Genomic DNA, 15,836 nt, shown 5'->3' on the forward strand with positions numbered 1-15,836 from the left:
AGAGAAAAATTCGCGACATAAGGAAGAAAAATGCTGCGATTTTTTTCTTCCTGAGTCGGTTCGGTAAAATACGGTTTTTCCGAAGCCGATACTCTATAACAGTGATTCTTCCGGTGCGCAAAATTATCCAGTCGTTTGTCACTCCGACCTGTCTATTCCTGATTTTTATTCTTTCGGCAGGGGATTGGGATCGATCTGCCTCCCGTAACTTCTCCCTTTTAGCGGAAACCGGCCCTTTAATAAGTTCCTCAACCGGTATGCTAGATGATCCTGAATTCAAGGAAGGTTGGAAAAAATATTCGAACGATAAAGACGCGCGACCTCTGAAGGCCTGGTTCCAATCTCATCCGGAGGTTACCATTCGCCCTTGCAAGTTATCGAAGACCCTCGACTTTGAGGGATTACAGTATTTTTCGATAAAATGCCAGGATGAAATTCTAAACGGATTCTTTTATTCAGGTAGAGTAGCAATTTCCAACCTAGATTCGATAGATTCGATTCGAGTAAAAGGTCCGGTGAAAATCGGTAAAGTCGTCTACTGGGATCTCTCATTTTCTTCCAAAGACCTTCCGTTGGATTCCTCCCCTGGACGTTTAGAAAAACCGAATAGACGAACCCGACTCCCCGAAAAGCCCGCCGATAATTTGGGATTACAATATTTTTTAAGTATTGCGAGACGTCCGGCTCATAGGCCCGCCCCGGATGGAAAGGAAATTTTCTTCGATTCCTCCTGCCCGCTAGTTTTCCTCGGCAAGGACGGAGATTTTTACTGGGACAAGGCTATTTATTTTTCGTTTCAAGCCAGTTGTCTTCCTCAATCACCGTATTCTTGGGTGAGAATCAGAGCGGATTTTTCAGGGAATCTAGTGCTGGATAATAAACCGTCCCAAAGCCTAAAGGAAGGGGAACGCTTTCTCGCAAAACTCAAAATCCAATCCATCGAAAAAGACAAAATCGTCTGGTCCGAGGCCGAGCTATTCCATGAATAATATTCGAAATTCTGCAATCTATCTGGCCCTTTCGGCTCTCCTATTTCTTCCCGAATCCGTTTCGACGCAAAACGTGCAGAACGGTAACCAAGATCTTAAAAATCTGTTCGGGAGCGTGGTTATCGTTCGAAGCGACAGTTATCCGGACCCTTCCGATCCTCTCGAGTTCGGTGATCAGGATTTATCAAAAGACGTGGGTTCGGGTTTCATCATACAGGGGAATAGAATTCTAACGAACGCTCACGTAGTGGCTGAATCCAAATTCTTAAAAGTAAAACATTATAATAGCGGTAAATACTACGATGCTCAAGTGGAGTTTTTAGGTTTCGATTGCGATCTCGCGCTATTGAAAGTTGAAGACGACGAATTTTTTATGGGAATCGAACCTTTAGAAATTGCGGAGGAATCCCCGTCCCTAGGAAGCAATTTATTGATGCTCGGCTACCCTGAAGGCGACGAGAATCTTACTCTAGAAAACGGCGTAGTGAATCGAGTCGAGCGGCTTCGATATTCGTTTACTGGTCTTGATTATAGGAAGGTCATTCGAGTCACTGCAAATATTCTTCCGGGTTATTCGGGCGGACCTGCCATCCAAAACGGACAGGTAGCGGGAATCACTTTCGAAGTCAGCCAACTACAAGGGAACACGGCATATCTTATTCCTCCGGAAATCGTTCTCCATTTTTTAAAAGACGTTCAAGACGGTTCTTACGACGGCTTTCCGTATGCAGGATTCACTTTTCAAAACGGAAATTCGGATTCTTTAAAACAATATCTTAAAGTCCCCGCAGGTTTGCAGGGAATCCTAATCAATAAAGTCTATCCCGACTCTTCCTTCTCGGAGGTTTTAAAGCAGGATGATTTCTTATATAAAATAGACGACGCTTTCTTGAATAACGAGGGAGGCCTTTTGGAATTTACCGGGAGAACGGTCGTTGATTTGATAGAGCCGCATTTTATCGGAGAAACGCTAACGCTTTTCTTCTACCGAAACGGCAAACACTTCAAGGTTCCCACCCAATTAAAGAAAACCAAATCTTTAGACATGTATCGGGATAGGGATTCTAAAAGTTTCGTAGGCGGCGGGCTGATGTTCCAATCGGTAAATCGGGCCTTATTCGGTAAGGAAAGCCAAAGGATCGAAGCCGCATTACGTTATCATTATAGTTATTATATTCAGGATGAGCTCTTCCGATTTACGGAACGGGACCTGATTCTCACTACCCTTTTTCCCGACCCTTTAAATTCGAAATATCTATCCTATCGATTTAAGATTTTAGAATCGATCAACGGAAAGACTCCGGCCGATTTAGCGGACTTTAAAGAATTATGGAAGAAGTATTCGGACGGCACGATCGTATTAAAATTTCGCGGAGTCGGTTTACCGATGATATTGGACGCGAAAACTATCCGAACGATCGATGCCAGAGTCAAAAAACGATTCGATGTGCGTCCGGACGGAAGCAAGGAGGGAAAATGAGACTTTGCCTTGTTTTACGATCCGCTTATACTTTTCTAATTCTGTTTTTTATCCCCACCCTCTTAATCGAAGCGAAATCGAGCGGTGAATTCTCGGTTTTAGTGCATTTCAGAAAATACTCTCACCATAATCCCTTTCAAAAAGGAATCCCGTTTCAAAAACGGATTCCCGCAATCCGGATCGATGAACGAACAGCCTTAGCTCTTCTGAAACCGGGGGATATCCCTCTTTTTGCGGAACTCCATCCGGACGAATCGGCAGGTCGCAAGGCTTACTTTGAAAAGGTGGATGTGGAAACCGGTTTAGGAATTCTCATTCTTCCCGAAGACACCGGAAGATCCAGAAAAAGAATCCCTATTTCTCACCTGGAGCACCTTCATCACGGATCAAAAGTTTGCGGCTCGTACTTTACGAATCAAGAATGGGGAAGTTTGGACAATTCCAAAGCTTTGCTTCCGTTAACCAAAATTGCTAAGCGAGATGAAGGCGAATCCGTAAGAAAATTTCTCTTCTCGCACGGTGTCGTATGCGGATTCACCGACGGTTTTTGGAATGCAGGTTCGGATCTACTCCGCAGATTCTACGCTCACCGGTATTCGTCCGGTTCTCCCTTCCCTCACCCGGGGTTTGTGGCGGACACGAGTCTGACTCCGGCCGAGGAGAACTATTATTTTCCTAAAGGAAGTGTGGGTGTGGTCGTATCGGAAGTCCTTCCCGGGATAGGCCCGATGCACAATTTATTTCCCGGAGACGCAATTCTTTCCATCGACGGAATTCCGGTTGCTTCCAAAGATAAACAGCGTCTGTACGACCTTATTCTTACTCGACATGGAAGGGCACTGAATGCCGGAGATTCCGTGGATTTGGTTTTGTATCGAGACGGACGTCGAAGAGAAGTAATCTATCGTTTAAAACCGTACAGCGAAGATTCATTTCTAATTCCCGAACGAATCGACAAAGGCGCGCCTAGATATTTAATTTCAGGCGGTCTCTTATTTACGGAACTCACTCGCGCATACCTGAAAGAATTTGGCGAAAAATATAAATCTTCCGCAGAACGAAAATTAGTTTATTTGGCGGACAGTTTTTCTCGAAAACTTCATCCGGAAAAAAGAAGAATCGTCCTACTTTCCAGAACGTTTCCGGATGAAAAAAATCGTTCTTACCAAGAATTCCAAGATCTTATTCTAGAGTCGGTAAATGACAAAACGGTTGATTCTATCGAGGGCCTAAAAGCCTTAATGCGGGATACCAAGGATGATTTTTACGTTTTTCGGTTTTCGGGGAATCGAATCGTGGTTTTCGGAAAAGACGAAGCAAAAGAACTCGATACGCGTATAAAATCCTTATATTCTTTGGACGCCTTAGATAACGTCGATTGACAAAATTCTTGACTTAGTCTCTATCCCCGGATTTTCTTTGGATTCGGAACTTTCCATGAAAATCCTTTTCGTAGATGATGAGGAGGTTATCCGGGATTTATTCCAGGAAATCTTCGGTAGCGAGTATGAACTCACGCTTGCAGGAACCGCCGAGCAGGCTCTGGAAATCGCCGACTCGGACGCTTTCGATCTTATCATTACGGATATCCGTCTTCCTCGAATGAACGGAATAGAGTTAATAACTAAGCTCCGAGAAAAAGGAGTGGAAACGCCGTTTATAGTCATTACGGGAAACCAGGACATTCAAATCTCCATCAACGCGCTTCGATTGGGAGCGGTGGATTTTTTTCTAAAACCGTTTCGAATGGAAGCGATCCGATATTCCCTACTTCGATTCCGAAATCTTTTTTACGCGGGAAAAGATTTAGTAGATAAACGATTTTTTCAGGTTCGGGAATCCAAACAAAAATTCGCGTTAATTCCTAGATTAGGAAATCTTAATCAATATGTTCATTTAATTCTGCGATCCATCTCTCATTTACCGGGACTTCATAGCGACGACCTTCTTTCTCTCAAGGTTTCCCTTTATGAATTAGTCGGAAACGCCATAGAGCACGGCTGTGCCAGAATTTCCTATCATCAAAAACAGGAATTGATGTTTAAGGAAAACGATTACTTTTCCTACGTGGACAATATCTGCGAATCCAAGGAAGAATGGATCGAAGTGGAAGTGCATTACGACGACAAACAAGTAACCGTCATCTTGGAAGATAAAGGGGAAGGCTTCGATCCGGATCGAGTCCCCGATCCTGTAAACGATCCTAATGCAAGTCAATTATCCGGACGGGGAATCTTTTTAGTTCGAATGAACGTCGATTCTTTGGAATATAACGGAAAGGGCAATCGAGTCACTTTCGTTAAGAAATTACAGGCTCCGGTCACCGTTAAGAGTTAAAACCTTAAACCGGCGCTTGCATACCATCTAAAATATTCGCGCATCGCAATAGGTCTTCTAATCTCGTCCAGAATATAAGATTCGTCTTGGCCTGGTTTAACCCATGCGTACGCAGCACCTAACAAAAAATAACCGAGTTCCCCCTTCCATCCACCTGCCGCGATCAATTCGAGGCCGCGACCGATATAAGAAATTCCGATCCCGGTAGCCAAAGTCGCGCTCCAGCCGCCATCCAATTCCTTCCGGATACCCGTTTGGTAATACTGCATTCCCGAATTTTCATAATTCGGCGTTCGAATGGAATCTATTCCGTAAAAAGGAGAGTCTTGCTTGGCTTGAAAGTCCCGCAATAGTAAAATCGATACCGGAGCCAGAAATCCCCTCGGGTCGCCTTTAATTCCTGCAAATCCGTTCGAATTATGATCCGTTCTGAACGTACTGTCCTTTGTCGCATACAATGCTCTTGCAAAAACGGAGTAAGATTCCAACTCGAGCGTTCCGGAAAGCGTTGCCAACCAAGCATTCGTTGCTTGACGCGTGTCGTAAGAGTTAAATGCATCCGTTCCGTTTTCTCTCCGACCTTCCACATGAAAGGCAGAGCCGTCGAATTTAAATTCTTTAAATTTCAAAAAATCCCATTCGATTCCGGAATATCTAAAAAACCCGTAAGCGCGGAACGGTTCCGCCGTTTGAAAATAACTCGCTCTAACCGGGTCCTGTCTCGGTTCGGTATATTGGTAATAAAAAAATCGTAAGGATTTTATAATACGTTCCGGCTCCCATAAAAAATCCCCACCTTTTACCTGGAGCGGAGATTGAGACGTATCTCTAGGTAAATAGGAAAACTGCGATTGGAATTCCAACCCGATAAAGCTTCCTCGTATTTTCCAAGAAGGAACCGACCAACCGAATTCCGCATAATTGGCAATACTCGCAAAAAGAAAACCCGCGCTATCTAATCGTTGAAACCCTCGCCCACCTTCCGCTCGAAAGGCGATTCCGGAGAGTCGCATGGAAAGAGAGCCGATCGCCTCTCCATCCGTTAGGCGATAAACCTTGGTTTGCGAATCGTCCTTTACCATATAAGTAAGATACGGAGATACGAGAAATTGGCCTTCCCAAGCCGTCGATTTACCGATCCAACCGAACTCGGGACTTAGTGAGGCTTTCGAAGACGTTTTTGCGGCCGCGTCCGATTGAACCCCGCCTTTCTGAGAAAACCCTCTACCGGACAAATACAGGGAAGTATAAAAGCCGGACCCGGTTCGATATTTAGGAGAATCTTCCAGCGTTTGTGCGGAACGTCCGAGGGAACGAACTCGAATATTTCCATCCGATAAAAGGGAGGCGTCGTCCAGTCGGTACTTAGGATACGAATCCGCACTCGTATTGGTCCATGCGATTACGAGCAAACTACAAGATAAAAATTGAATATACCTAAGAATACTCACTTACTCGACGGCCGGTAATAGGCCAAAAAATATCCGCTTAAAAGAAGCCAGGAAGGAATCTGTCCCAAGAAGAACGCGCTGGCAGCTCCCATGGGTCCATATTCCGGGATTAATAAATTATCCAGTACCAAACCTGAAACCAATCTGACTAGTGCAAGAAGAGCTAACATTCTCGGCTGGCCCAATGCAAAGAGCGCCATTCCCAAGGGCGAAAAGACCAATTGTAAGAGATAATTCGGGTACAATAGTTGAAAAACCGGGACGGATTCGGGATACTTACCTGAAAACAGGGCCGCGAACACCCAATCAGAAAGCAGGACCCAAGGTCCGAGAAGCAGAGCTAATCCGCCAGCCATTAGAATCGATTTACCTAGAAATTTTGCGAACTCACCGTTTTCAGTCAGCCTGGAAAGCTTCGGATAGATCATCGAGTTCAGAACCGAAAAAAGAATTACGAATCCGCTGAAAGGCTGCAAAGCGGTTCCGTACGATGCGACGGCTTCGTTGGAATGATACCGATTCAGAAAGAATAGTTCCATTCTGTCCGACACGATCGCAAACAAGGATGCTAAAAAAGCGTACCTGTTAAAGGAGGCCAGTTCTCTAGTCTGAATCCTTATCTCTTCTTTTTCACCGACCCAGTTTAGCTTTTCTCTCGGAAATAGAAAAAAGAAAAGTACGATGGTTAGAGCAGGCGCGAAAGTGAAAATCCCAAGTATATCTAGATTATTTAATGCTCGATCCGTAAACTGATCGGCAAAGTACAATATCGTTAACCGAAAAAGATTGGGGAGAGGATACCAGAGTGAAAGGGATTGATACTGTCCGAAAGAGACGAAAATACTCTCGAAATACGTATTAAACGAAAGTACAAAACTTCCGAATACTAGCAAAAAGACCACTAATGCATTTTCGTGAAGTAGAATGCCGGCCACACCTGAGATGACGGCTAACGCGGCAAAGGCGCCCCATTTAATCCATAAGGACGAAGCTAATAAGATTCCGATTTTTTTCTTATCTTCCGTCAATGGAGAAAGATATTTAACCAGTGCGGTCGGCAATCCGAATTCAGCGACGGCAAGCAAAATCGGCAAAAATCCGGAATAGTACTGGAAAATACCGTTTTCATTCTTACTCAGTATTCGAACCGAGTAGACCATAAATACGAAATTTAAGAGGGATGCAAGGACCTTGGAGCCGCCTACCGAAAAAAAGGAGCGTAAGAACCCCGAAGTGCGGAGGCGGCTAATCGCCTCCGGAAAAACTTTCAAGGTATCCGATAGTCGGGACATTCGTTAAAGTAAGTAAATTCCTCCTTTGATCCTCTTTAAGAGAAAGGGAGAAACGTGGCTAATATAGTAGCATACGATCCCATACCTTACGTATCTGGCAACCGGATTTTCCGGCAAAAGAACTTTGAAGAGTTCTCCCAAGAAAATGAAAAATACTAAAATACCAAGCAGGGTGATTCCGATTCTCACTAGAAATGACATCCAATTAGCGCTTGCATTCCAGTCTAGCCCGGTTGAACGATTGGAAACGATCCCGATTCCGAATCCCGCTAAAGCTCCTGCGGAAGAGACGACCACTTCCCAAGAATGATACGATCGATCCACTCTTGACCCTTCCATTAAAAGAACACTCGGTATCGTGATAGCGATAATTAGAATTATATAAGATTTCAAACGGTTGGATGAAAGCGCCTTACCGTCCGAAAAATTCGCCTCGAGTAGATTCCGATTCTTCTTGAACCAAAATTCTAATCCAAAAAGAAGCAAAAGACCTAATATAAAGCCGCCGATCACATCTCCTAGAAAATGTAACCCTGCATACATCCGAGCGATGGGCATAAGCAGAATGAGAGCCGGTAAAATTCCTTTAAACCATCGAACTTTAAAATGCAAAAACAACGTGCCGTACAAAACAACTGCAGTTTGAACGTGTCCGGAAGGGAATCCGAAAGAAGGCTCCGAAAGGCCGAGCTCGGCTGAAAAAGGTAAACCGATAGGCCGAGGAAATTCCAATAACGCTTTACAAGTTCCGTTAATAATACCTGCGACCATCAATCCTAACGCCATTCGAATTCCGACCTTGCGATCCAAGCACAAGTAGGTGAACGAGACCAAGGCCATGAAGAAAGCCGTCGAACCCAAATAATGAAAGAGTAAGGATAGCGGACCCAAGATCGAGTTTAACCCGATTCCGTGAAGCGCTTCCAAAGGAGCATTACTAAAAATCGCACTGTTTAATACGGAAGTCTTCCAGTCCATGCGACCAGCCTAAGAAATGTCCAGTTCTCAGCAAAGGTTTTTCAACGACAAAGTTTACTCTCTTCGAATTGATTCCGAACGACTGGTAGATTAACCGTCGAAACCTAGTACAATTGTCCGAGCAAAAATAAAATCCAAGTTGATGTAATGTATGCATGGGAGTAGCATGAATCAAAGGAAGATCGCAAAGCGAACAGTCGTTAACTTCGCTTGATGATCGTTTCGAGGATTGCTGACGACATTCCAAAGTTTGAATTTAGCATAGATAGGATTTTCATGGACGAAGCCGCGCCGAAATTAGGAGAATTGGAGAGTTTATTTCTTATTCCGAGGGAATATGCCAGACTTTTTTTAAAAGGATTCCTTCACTTGATCTACGACGTAGAGGTACAAGGAGTTGAAAATATCCCCGCCTCGGGTGGAGGAGTGATCATTTCGAATCATACGGATAATCTTGATGTGATCGTTCAGGGAACTTCCGTTACCAGGAAGATCGTTTACTTGGGAAAATACGAACTCTTTCATCCTCAAGAATCCATGATAGAACTGCTCAAGAGCCCCGCTTTTGATAATTTTCCGCTAAGCCTAATAAAAACCGGACTTCATGCCACGTTGAATACGATCGGCAGTTATCAGGGAAAAACGTTGATAAATTGGGGTGGAGTTCCTATTTTAAGAGCGCATAATATAACCGATTCTAAATCTGCCGCAAAATATTATGAAGACCTCGAAAAGTACATGGTGGATATTATTTCAAAAGGAGAATTGGTATCCGTTTATCCCGAGGGCACAAGGTCCGAAGACGGGAAACTCGGCGCGTTCAAAGCCTTGGCGGCAAAAATCGCAATCCAAGCGGGTGTGCCGATAATTCCTTCTGGAATTCAAGGAGCTTGGAGAATGACTAAATTAGATTCGTTTTTAAGCGGCAGAGTATTTAAAACGAAGATAATTTATAAAATTGGAAAACCGATACCTCCATCCGAATTCCCCAAAGAACCTTTAAAACGAGCAGCAAAATTATTAACCGAAGAACTCGAACGACGGGTAGCCGATTTATCGGGATGTCGTCGTAGCGACGACGAATCGAGCGAAGTGCATTCATAGGAGATTTTTGAAATGGAAGCGCAAGCATACCAACCTAAACATAAACTAAAGTTCGTCACTGCGGCGTCTCTTTTTGACGGACACGACGCTTCCATCAATATCATGAGACGAATGCTACAATCTTCCGGCGTGGAAGTCGTTCACCTAGGGCATAATAGATCCGTAAAAGAAATTGTGGAATGCGCTATCCAAGAGGACGTACAAGGAATCGCCGTTACGAGTTACCAAGGCGGTCACGTAGAATATTTCAAATACATGATCGATTTATTAAAGGAAAGAGGAGCCGGCCATATCAAAGTGTTCGGAGGAGGAGGAGGCACTATTCTTCCGCAGGAAATCCAAGAACTGGAAGCATACGGAGTCTCTAAAATTTATTCTCCGGATGACGGTAGAGCTTTGGGACTTCAAGGCATGATCAACGATCTTCTGACAAAATCCGATTTTCTTCCACCTTTGACCTTCAACGGAGATCTTCATGGCGCCTTAAGAACTCGAAACCCTATCGCCATCGCCCAATCCATTTCCTTAGTCGAAAGTATTACGAGTAAAAATAACGAGGATATTCCTAGCGGTGGAAAGTTGGATTTCCCTCCCCCATCTCGCGTAATTCCTGTTGTCGGAATCACCGGGACAGGCGGCGCGGGAAAATCCTCCCTTACGGACGAACTCGTCCGTCGATTCATACAGGATTTTCCGAACAAGACGATCGCAGTCGTTTCGGTCGATCCTTCTAAAAGAAAGACGGGCGGAGCCCTATTAGGAGATAGAATTCGCATGAATTCCATTTCTCATCCGAACGTCTATATGAGGTCCTTCGCAACCAGAGAAGCGAATATAGCTTTAAATAAAAATGTGAAAAAGAGTCTGGAAATTCTAAGAAGTTCAGAATTCGATTTAATCATCGTTGAAACCGCCGGAATCGGTCAAAGCGATTCCGAGATCACCGAAGTTGCGGATATCAGCTTATACGTGATGACTCCCGAATTCGGAGCGGCGACCCAACTGGAAAAAATAGATATGATCGATTACGCCGATCTCATCTCCGTAAATAAATGCGATAAGCGAGGAGCTCAGGATGCAATTAGGGATGTCCAAAAGCAGTTCCAACGATCTCGAAAACTTTTTGAAAAATCTCCTGATGAAATGCCTGTCTACGGAACCATCGCGTCTCAATTCAACGATCCTGGAACGAATAATTTGTATGCAGCGTTAATAAGCGCATTGAATTCGAAATTCGATTTGGGCTGGAACTCCGCTTTCTCGATCACGAAGGAAACCAGTCAAAAAATTCATATTATCCCCCCGGAGCGACACCGTTATCTTTCCGAAATCGCAGAGGAATGCGAGAAATACGATTCCTTTGCGGAAAAAGAGGCCTCGTTAGCCGAAGTCTTATATAGAATCCAGGGGGCGATCGAAGTTCTCCGAGAAAGAGGAAAGAATACCGCCGATCTCGAGAAAGAATTTCATGAGAAGGAAGCGCAGCTTCGTTCCGAGACAAGAGACCTATTGCGTAATTGGGAGACAAAAATCGGCAAATACTCCGGCGATTTCTTTACGTATTCAGTCCGCGATAAGGAAATTAAAGTTCCTAACTTTACAAAATCTTTAAGTAATATCGATATCCCGAAAGTAGCAGTTCCGAAGTTTCGAAATTGGGGAGAAATCGTTCGCTGGTCTTATAAGGAGAATTTTCCGGGGGAATTCCCTTTCGCTGCCGGAGTTTTTCCGTTTAAACGAACTGGAGAAGACCCGACTCGAATGTTCGCGGGAGAAGGCGGTCCCGAACGCACAAATGCAAGATTCCATTACGTCAGCTTAGGAATGCCCGCGCAAAGATTGAGCACGGCCTTTGACTCAGTGACTCTATACGGAGAAGATCCGGGAGAGAGACCCGATATTTACGGAAAAATCGGGAACTCCGGGGTCAGCATTGCAACGTTAGACGACGCAAAGAAACTCTATTCGGGATTCGATTTATGCAAACCGAGCACTTCCGTTTCGATGACGATCAACGGCCCGGCTCCTATGCTTTTATCTTTTTTTCTAAACGCTGCTGTCGATCAATCCTGCGAAAAATACATTCGATCCGAAGGGAAAACTAAGGAAATCCAAGAGAAAATTCAGGCGATTTACCGAATGAAAGGAGTTCCAACACCCGTTTACAAAGGTGAAATTCCTAAGGGTAACGACGGACTAGGTCTCCTGTTATTGGGAGTCACGGGAGATCAAGTCTTAAGCAAAGAAATTTACGAAAAGCTCAAAGCCGAAACGTTAACTACCGTAAGAGGTACGGTTCAAGCGGATATTCTAAAGGAAGACCAAGCCCAAAATACATGCATTTTCTCCACTGAATTCGCCCTAAAACTGATGGGAGACATTCAGGAAAATTTCATTCGGAACAAGGTCCGCAATTTCTATTCGGTTTCGATATCGGGATATCATATAGCCGAGGCTGGCGCAAATCCGATCACTCAGGTCGCATTCACGTTAGCGAACGGTTTTACGTATGTTGAATATTATCTTTCGAGAGGGATGAAGATAGACGACTTCGCTCCTAATCTTTCCTTCTTTTTTTCCAACGGAATAGACGCGGAATACGCCGTGATCGGTCGGGTCGCTCGAAAAATTTGGGCAAAGAGTATGAAGAACAAATACGGAGCCGGTGAACGATCTCAAATGTTGAAATACCATATTCAAACCTCCGGACGTTCTTTGCATGCGCAGGAAATAGCGTTTAACGATATCCGAACGACTCTTCAAGCATTGTACGCGATTTATGATAATTGCAATAGCCTTCATACCAACGCCTATGACGAGGCGATAACCACTCCGACCGAAGACTCCGTTCGACGGGCGATGGCGATTCAATTGATCATCAATCGAGAATTGGGCCTGGCCAAGAATGAGAATCCTCTACAAGGTTCCTTCATAATCGACGATTTGTCCGATCTAGTGGAGCAGGCGATATTAACCGAATTCCGCAGAATTTCGGAACGAGGAGGGGTATTGGGTGCGATGGAAAGGATGTACCAAAGGAATAAAATTCAGGAAGAATCTTTACATTACGAACATTTAAAGCATACCGGAGATATTCCGGTAATCGGAGTAAATACGTTTTTGGGAAAGGACGGTTCGCCTACGATCCTTCCCGATGAAATTATTCGCTCTACCGACGAGGAAAAGAAGGCCCAAATCACTCAACTGCGTAAATTCCAAGAAAGAAATCGGGACGAGGCTCCTGAAGCATTACGAAAACTGCAAGATGCTTGCATCGAAGATCGAAACAGCTTCGATCAGTTAATGGAAGCTTCCAAAGTATGCTCTCTTGGACAAATGACCCAGGCTCTTTATGAAGTGGGCGGACAGTATCGGCGAAATATGTAAAATCCCTCTCCGAACTATAATAATGGTATCGCTCCCGAAATCGCAGTATTGCGAAAAAACAATCGATTCGCTATCGAAAATGAATTGATTCTCGGGTAAATTCTGGCAATTTTTTGACAAAGTTTTGGATTCTGAATTCTGATCTTACCCGCAGGCAACCGATCAGAACAACATATTTTTGGAGAACTATTGCGATGTCATTAAAACGATCCGTCCCGCTACTTACGATTCTGCTGATATTTTTCGTTTCGATAAATTGCAATAATCTCGGGTATGCCGGCCCCGGCGGAGTCAGAGGGTCCGACGCAAAATTAAAAATTAAGGAAGCAGTGAGTGACGAGAACGACCTCTTTGTCGCGCAGGTCTATCCTCTGCTACTCAATCCTCCGAGTTGCACCAATTATGGAGGAACCAGATCCACTCGATTAAGCGGTTTCGATGCGCTTGTGCTAAAGGATTTCTTCGCTAAAGTGAGAAATTTTACGATCCAAGATACCAAAATTTATACGCAAGCTTCTCTCGACAAATGTACTTCAACGATTCGAAATATAGGAGTTACGTTTGATATTCAATACGCTCAAGCAGTTCAACTTTACGCTACTTGCAACTCCGCCCCTCAGCCGATCGATCTGGGTTCTTACATCATTTATAAATCCTGTCAATTAGAGGACGCGGGAATCATTCAATGGAATAAAACGAAAATTCCCTAAACTACGTGGGAATCTCGATTTAAATTCCGGCCAATCGAAAACGCTATGGAGTCGTGGAAAATTTAAGGCAGATTTTTCTCGGCTCCGGATCTTCCACCTGTTTGGATAAAAGTCTTTGAAAAAAATTTCTCCGCTCGTCGATTCCAGTTCCGTGCTCGACCTGGCAGATCCAGCTCAATTCTCCCGGGAAAATCGGAAACTCCAACTTCATCCCAGGCTCGAGACTGATTATCCGCTCCTCGAAACCATTATTAGAAAATTTTAAAATCCTTTTTTGATTCGAAGCTTCTTGTAAAAAAGGAAAATCGGCTTCCAAGATCATCTTTCCGGGCGCCGATATTTTCATCCATCCGGACCCTTCTAATATATACGATTCACCCGTTCGATCCGGCGGAAAAAAAGTCCCGTATCGGGTGGTTTTTTTGCCGGAAAAGTAAATGGCTGCGACTAGCAGTCCGCAAAATACAAATATGATAAATTTGAATTCGCTAATCTTCGTTCTTCGCTTACCTATCATTGATAATATCAATATCCAAAAAGGAATTTGTATAGCTCTCAAGAAAAACCATTCCTGCAGCCAGCTATATGCAAAAATTCCTAAAAGAGACGATATTATTACTCGGTGAATTAACCCCTTTTTCTTTAGTGAAAAACGAATCCCGCGAAAGATCGCGATTCCCCATATCGCACAGAAGAAAAATAACCCGAAGATTCCTTCTCCCGACAAAACTTGCAAGAATTGATTATGAGAAGAATGTAATCTAGTTCCTTTACCGATCCCTTTTAAAAAATGCTCGTTTCCCCAAGCGTAAGACTCCATCCCCCCGCCAAAAATCGGAGAATAAGAAGAAAGCAAAATACCTGCGGAGTATAGTTCTTTTCGCTCTTCCCCCCCGGAAGGAAATCCGAAACCCTTAGCAAAAAGAAAAGGAAATAATAATGCTAGACAGAGCAGGACGAGAGTTGTTCGTAAAGGGAACGTTCGGGCGAATACGCCGTTTTTTGTCAAAGAAAGGACGGTTATGGATAGAAAACTAAAGACGGTAACGCCGAAAGCTAGAGCCGCCCCACGAGCGCCGACGAGAACTAAAGTGAATCCAAAACCTGATACCAAACAGGAAATTAATAAAAACGAAATATTATATCCGAACACCTCAAATCGTCGTTTACGAAAGAAAACCGTTAAATACAAAGCCGCAAACGGAAGGCATGCGATTAAATACATCGCATACCAACTTCTATTCCAAAAAAAAGATTGAACGCTTCGACCATCAGATAAGTGGAAAGGAGTTACGGAATGAGGAACGTTTCGGTCAACGTACCCCCCCAGCCAAATGTGATAGAAATCAAGCCAGCCGGTTACTTGAGGAAAAATGAATTCCAGGTAGCCGAGAATGAAAGCTACGGTAAAGCCTGTCAGTAGTCCGCCGAATACGATAGTCGGAATTCTAAAACCGCCCTTCTCTCGATTCAATGCCCCGGCTAGCACGAATAAGAGATAAATGGAAATCGTTACGAGTATCATTTTTAAGGGATACATGGGCTCCAATTCACCCGAACGAAAAAAGAAAAAAGGGTTAATTCGATAGTGCTCCCAGTCTCTTAAAATGTCCGGTTGGAAAAATAATCCAAGGAGGCCGGCAAAAACGAATCCACCTGATAACATTCCTCCCACGCTTTTAAAAAAAATAAGAATGCGAGTATCCGCTCGCTTCGCGTTATAATATGCTCCGCAAAGCCAAGTGAGCAATAGAAAATCCATGATTTCCATAAAGCGTCCGCCTGGATGATTTCCAAACAGAGGAAGAACGGCAAACAGAACAAACAAACCGAACATCGGTTTCAAAAAACAAATTCCTATCCAAAGAAACGCGCAGCCGATGATCGGGAATCGAAACGAAAGCGGATAATAGGAAAGGAAAGAAAATAAAAATGAAACCGTAACAATGCAACCAATCCATGAGATTAGAACTCTCTTACGAGCAAGTATAGGCTCTGGTTTTTTATGGACTGGCATTCGTGTGAAAACTTTTTTCTAAAAGCCTTGTAGAGGCCTACGATTCCTTTTTTACAGTTCTCACCGAAAAAGGCTTTCGTTTTTTAGTTTC

Annotated in this window: 11 protein-coding genes; 7 read left to right on the top strand and 4 right to left on the bottom strand. The window is 43.9% G+C overall.

Features of this window, described 5'->3' with window-relative positions:
• Window positions 1–101 precede the first annotated feature (101 nt).
• From LEP1GSC050_RS05820 to LEP1GSC050_RS05835, 4 genes are read left to right on the top strand one after another with little or no spacing between them, the layout of a single operon-like run.
• Entirely contained in the window at window positions 102–989 is an 888-nt protein-coding gene (locus tag LEP1GSC050_RS05820) for an LIC11113 family protein (protein ID WP_010570307.1), read from the top strand.
• The gene (locus LEP1GSC050_RS05825; protein ID WP_010570308.1) at window positions 982–2,469 is read left to right on the top strand and encodes a S1C family serine protease; all 1,488 of its coding nucleotides are present in this window, start codon (window positions 982–984) and stop codon (window positions 2,467–2,469) included. The genes LEP1GSC050_RS05820 and LEP1GSC050_RS05825 overlap by 8 nt, the downstream gene beginning before the upstream one ends.
• Window positions 2,466–3,851: a PDZ domain-containing protein gene (locus LEP1GSC050_RS05830; RefSeq protein WP_010570309.1), complete on the top strand. Its 1,386-nt coding sequence runs from the start codon at window positions 2,466–2,468 to the stop codon at window positions 3,849–3,851. The genes LEP1GSC050_RS05825 and LEP1GSC050_RS05830 overlap by 4 nt, the downstream gene beginning before the upstream one ends.
• 55 nt (window positions 3,852–3,906) lie before the next feature.
• A complete protein-coding gene (locus LEP1GSC050_RS05835) occupies window positions 3,907–4,806 on the top strand; it encodes an ATP-binding response regulator (protein ID WP_040911449.1) in 900 nt (299 codons plus the stop codon).
• Here LEP1GSC050_RS05835 and LEP1GSC050_RS05840 read toward each other — a convergent pair.
• Genes LEP1GSC050_RS05840 through LEP1GSC050_RS05850 form a run of 3 tightly spaced genes read right to left on the bottom strand, consistent with a single transcriptional unit; the run spans window position 4,803 to window position 8,527 of the window.
• The gene (locus LEP1GSC050_RS05840; RefSeq protein WP_232225664.1) at window positions 4,803–6,257 is read right to left on the bottom strand and encodes a hypothetical protein; all 1,455 of its coding nucleotides are present in this window, start codon (window positions 6,255–6,257) and stop codon (window positions 4,803–4,805) included. The two genes, LEP1GSC050_RS05835 and LEP1GSC050_RS05840, sit on opposite strands and share 4 nt — an antisense overlap.
• Window positions 6,254–7,549: an oligosaccharide flippase family protein gene (locus tag LEP1GSC050_RS05845; RefSeq protein WP_010570312.1), complete on the bottom strand. Its 1,296-nt coding sequence runs from the start codon at window positions 7,547–7,549 to the stop codon at window positions 6,254–6,256. The genes LEP1GSC050_RS05840 and LEP1GSC050_RS05845 overlap by 4 nt, the downstream gene beginning before the upstream one ends.
• Before the next feature lie 3 nt (window positions 7,550–7,552).
• On the bottom strand, window positions 7,553–8,527 hold the full coding sequence (locus tag LEP1GSC050_RS05850) for a phosphatase PAP2 family protein (protein WP_010570313.1): 975 nt from the start codon (window positions 8,525–8,527) through the stop codon (window positions 7,553–7,555).
• A gap of 276 nt (window positions 8,528–8,803) precedes the next feature.
• Between LEP1GSC050_RS05850 and LEP1GSC050_RS05855 the strand changes: the two genes are divergently transcribed.
• The 3 genes from LEP1GSC050_RS05855 (at window position 8,804) to LEP1GSC050_RS05865 (ending at window position 13,728) form a co-directional block, all read left to right on the top strand.
• Window positions 8,804–9,631 (top strand): lysophospholipid acyltransferase family protein, encoded by an 828-nt coding sequence (locus LEP1GSC050_RS05855; protein WP_020987499.1) that lies wholly within the window; start codon window positions 8,804–8,806, stop codon window positions 9,629–9,631.
• Window positions 9,632–9,643: 12 nt separating this feature from the next.
• Complete coding sequence (locus LEP1GSC050_RS05860) at window positions 9,644–13,018, top strand: methylmalonyl-CoA mutase family protein (protein WP_010570315.1); 3,375 nt, start codon at window positions 9,644–9,646, stop codon at window positions 13,016–13,018.
• Between the two features lie 194 nt (window positions 13,019–13,212).
• On the top strand, window positions 13,213–13,728 hold the full coding sequence (locus LEP1GSC050_RS05865; RefSeq protein WP_010570316.1) for a TIGR04452 family lipoprotein: 516 nt from the start codon (window positions 13,213–13,215) through the stop codon (window positions 13,726–13,728).
• Between the two features lie 43 nt (window positions 13,729–13,771).
• Here the strand turns inward: LEP1GSC050_RS05865 and LEP1GSC050_RS05870 are convergent, their stop codons facing one another.
• Window positions 13,772–15,745 carry an O-antigen ligase family protein gene (locus LEP1GSC050_RS05870; RefSeq protein WP_010570317.1) on the bottom strand — a complete coding sequence of 658 codons (1,974 nt, stop codon included), beginning with the start codon at window positions 15,743–15,745 and terminating at the stop codon, window positions 13,772–13,774.
• Between the last annotated feature and the right edge of the window lie 91 nt (window positions 15,746–15,836).

The sequence above is a fragment of the Leptospira broomii serovar Hurstbridge str. 5399 genome (genome assembly GCF_000243715.2).
In the GTDB taxonomy this organism is placed as follows: Bacteria; Spirochaetota; Leptospiria; order Leptospirales; family Leptospiraceae; genus Leptospira_B; species Leptospira_B broomii.

Coding starts and splice junctions, on each gene's coding strand:
- LEP1GSC050_RS05825 (WP_010570308.1), top strand. CDS start 982: ATGAATAATATTCGAAATTCTGCAATCTATCTGGCCCTTTCGGCTCTC.
- LEP1GSC050_RS05830 (WP_010570309.1), top strand. CDS start 2,466: ATGAGACTTTGCCTTGTTTTACGATCCGCTTATACTTTTCTAATTCTG.
- LEP1GSC050_RS05835 (WP_040911449.1), top strand. CDS start 3,907: ATGAAAATCCTTTTCGTAGATGATGAGGAGGTTATCCGGGATTTATTC.
- LEP1GSC050_RS05845 (WP_010570312.1), bottom strand. CDS start 7,549: ATGTCCCGACTATCGGATACCTTGAAAGTTTTTCCGGAGGCGATTAGC.
- LEP1GSC050_RS05850 (WP_010570313.1), bottom strand. CDS start 8,527: ATGGACTGGAAGACTTCCGTATTAAACAGTGCGATTTTTAGTAATGCT.
- LEP1GSC050_RS05855 (WP_020987499.1), top strand. CDS start 8,804: ATGGACGAAGCCGCGCCGAAATTAGGAGAATTGGAGAGTTTATTTCTT.
- LEP1GSC050_RS05860 (WP_010570315.1), top strand. CDS start 9,644: ATGGAAGCGCAAGCATACCAACCTAAACATAAACTAAAGTTCGTCACT.
- LEP1GSC050_RS05865 (WP_010570316.1), top strand. CDS start 13,213: ATGTCATTAAAACGATCCGTCCCGCTACTTACGATTCTGCTGATATTT.
- LEP1GSC050_RS05870 (WP_010570317.1), bottom strand. CDS start 15,745: ATGCCAGTCCATAAAAAACCAGAGCCTATACTTGCTCGTAAGAGAGTT.